The 2,361-nt window shown below is 73.6% G+C and carries 2 protein-coding genes and 1 pseudogene; all 3 read right to left on the bottom strand.

All coding sequences use genetic code 11. The annotated features are described in order from the left end of the window. A pseudogene (locus CON77_RS14355) lies at positions 1-446 on the bottom strand (RsmD family RNA methyltransferase); the annotation flags it as partial. Beyond that, on the bottom strand, positions 443-1,795 hold the full coding sequence (locus CON77_RS14350; protein ID WP_101050238.1) for a M16 family metallopeptidase: 1,353 nt from the start codon (positions 1,793-1,795) through the stop codon (positions 443-445). The pseudogene CON77_RS14355 and the gene CON77_RS14350, both read right to left, overlap by 4 nt. Further along, positions 1,792-2,361, bottom strand: a 570-nt coding sequence (locus CON77_RS14345; protein ID WP_198552403.1) for a M16 family metallopeptidase, incomplete at its 5' end; no start/stop codon positions are given. The genes CON77_RS14345 and CON77_RS14350, both read right to left, overlap by 4 nt.

Raw genomic sequence — 2,361 nt, 5'->3', positions numbered from 1 at the left:
GAGCCTCCAGGTAGACCCAGCCCGTGGCGTTGAGCAAGGGCAAGGGCGCCGCCAGTGCCTGGCGAAACAGGGTTTCGTTGCCAGCGCTGGCCACGTCACCAAACGGTGGGTCGAGGAACACAATGTCCCAAACGCCCGGCGGCGGTGGCGCGCAGGCGCTCGGCGTGGCCCCGGAGGCTGGCCGCCAGCCCCGCGTCCAACTCCAGCAGCAGCACCTGGGCGGCCCCGCGCGAGGCAGACTCCAGTCCCAGGGCGCCGCTGCCCGCGAAGGCATCGAGGCAGCGCCAGCCCGTCAGGTCCTGGCCCAGCCAGTTGAACAGGGTTTCGCGCACGCGGTCGGGTGTCGGCCGCAGGCCCGGGCGCGCCGGCACCGAGAGCTTGCTGCGCTTCCACTGGCCGCCGATGATGCGCACCTCGCCGGTGCCGTTGTGCGGGCGCGCCTTCACGGTGCCGCCCCCACCACCACGGTGACCAGCCGGTCGGGCTGCAGCACACGCTGAAAAGCCCGCACGATCTGCGCGCGGTCGATGGCGGCCACGCGCTCGGTCCAGCGGTCCAGGTAGTCCAGGGGCAAACCGTTCCAGGCCAGGGCGGCGACGTGGTCGAGCAGCTTGCGGTTGCTGTCCAGGCGCAGGGCAAAACCGTTGACGAGGGCGGCCTGGGCCGCGGCCAGCTCCGCCTCGGTCGGACCTTCGGCGACAAAGCGTTGCAAGGCTTCGTGCACCAGGGCCACCGCCTGGTCGGCCTGGTCGGGCCGGGTCTGCACCGACACGCTGAAGGCGCCGGCGTGGCGACCGGGCGAAAACTGGCTGTAGACGCCATAGGTGAGGCCGCGCTTTTCGCGCAGCTCCTGCATCAACCGCGAGGTGAACCCGCCGCCCCCCAGGATGTGGTTGCCCACGGTGAGGGCGAGAAAATCCGGGTCGCTGCGGGCGATGCCGGGCTGGCCGACCAGCACCTGTGCCTGGGCGGCGGCAAAGGGCAACTGGATACGCTGCGCCTGGGTCAGGGCAGCCACCTCGGGCACCGGCGGCAGGGCCTGGCAAGCGTGCGGCCGCCAGCCGGCCAGGAGCGCGTCCACCAACGGACCCGCCTCTTCCCGCCCCACCGCCCCCACGAGGGTGACCCGGGCATCGCACGCACGGGCATGGCGCCGGTAAAAGGCGCGCATGGCCGAGGTGTCGATGGCCGCCCAGGTGTCGGGCCGGGCCTCCTGGCCGTAGGGGTGGTCAGCGTACACCGCCTGGGCAAAACGGCGTCCTGCCAGGGTGTCTGGCCGGGTCTGGGCTTCGCGCCACGCCGCCACTAGGCGCTGGCGCTCGCGCGCCCAGACGGGGGCCGGGAAGGCCGGCGCCGCCAGTTGCCGCGCCGCCAGCGCCACGGCCGCGCGCAGCAGGTCGGGCTGGGTCAGGGTGCGCAGGGTGAAGCTCAGGCGGTCGGCGCTGGCGCTGGCGCCGAATTGCGCGCCCAGGTCGGCCCAGGCCTCGACCACAGCGTTCTCGTCCAGGGCCGGGCCGGCGGCCGTGGCCTGCACCCCCCGGCCCAACATGAGCGCGGTCGCACTGGCCAGACCGGCGCGGTCGGCCGGATCGCGCCGGCTGCCCCCGTCCACATCGATCTGGATGTCGAGCATGGGCAGGTTGTCGGTGCGCACCAGATAGACCTGGGCACCACTGGGCTGGGTCCAGTGCTCGATGGGCAAGGCGGCCGCGGCCAGTCCGGCCTGGAGGCAGCAGGCCAGCCCAACCAGCCAGCGCCGGCCCCGGCGCCAGGATCCCTCTCTGCGGTTGGTCATCGCGTCACCTCCGGCAGCAGCAGACCGGCGGTCATCCGGTCGTCGTCGAAGTAACGGCGGGCCACGGCCTGCACCTGTTCGGGGGTGATGGCGTTCAGGCGCTGCAACAGGGTGGCGGAAGCATCGACCGGCCAGCCCTGGGCCCAGTGGCTGCCCAGTTCGCGGGCCTGGGCGAACAGCGAGTCGCGCTGGAACACCTCCGCCGCCGCCCACTGGTGTTTGACGCGCTGCAGCTCGGCGGCGCTCACCCCTTCGCGGGCCACCCGCTGGACTTCGGCCTTGAGCGCCGCTTCCAGGCGCTCGGGTGGCACGCCCTGGACCGGCGTGGCGGTGAGCAGGAACAGGGCGGGTCCGCGCCCGTCCACGTCGAAGCCGGCCCCCACGCTGTCGGCCAGCCGCGGCCCCACGGCCGCGCCGGCCGGACGCCCTTGCACCAGGGCCCGCTCCAGACGGGCGGCGCTGTGACCGTCGAGCACGCCGGCCAAGAGGACCAGGGCCAGGGCATCGCGGCTGTCCGCGTCCTCGGCGGTGGGGTGCGCCAAGGTCGGCGCCCGGTAGCCCAGGAA

The sequence above is a fragment of the Macromonas nakdongensis genome (genome assembly GCF_002837145.1).
In the GTDB taxonomy this organism is placed as follows: Bacteria; Pseudomonadota; Gammaproteobacteria; order Burkholderiales; family Burkholderiaceae_C; genus Macromonas_B; species Macromonas_B nakdongensis.
The sequence above is the reverse complement of the archived record's forward strand: the minus strand, read 5'-3'. Positions and strand labels throughout refer to the sequence as shown.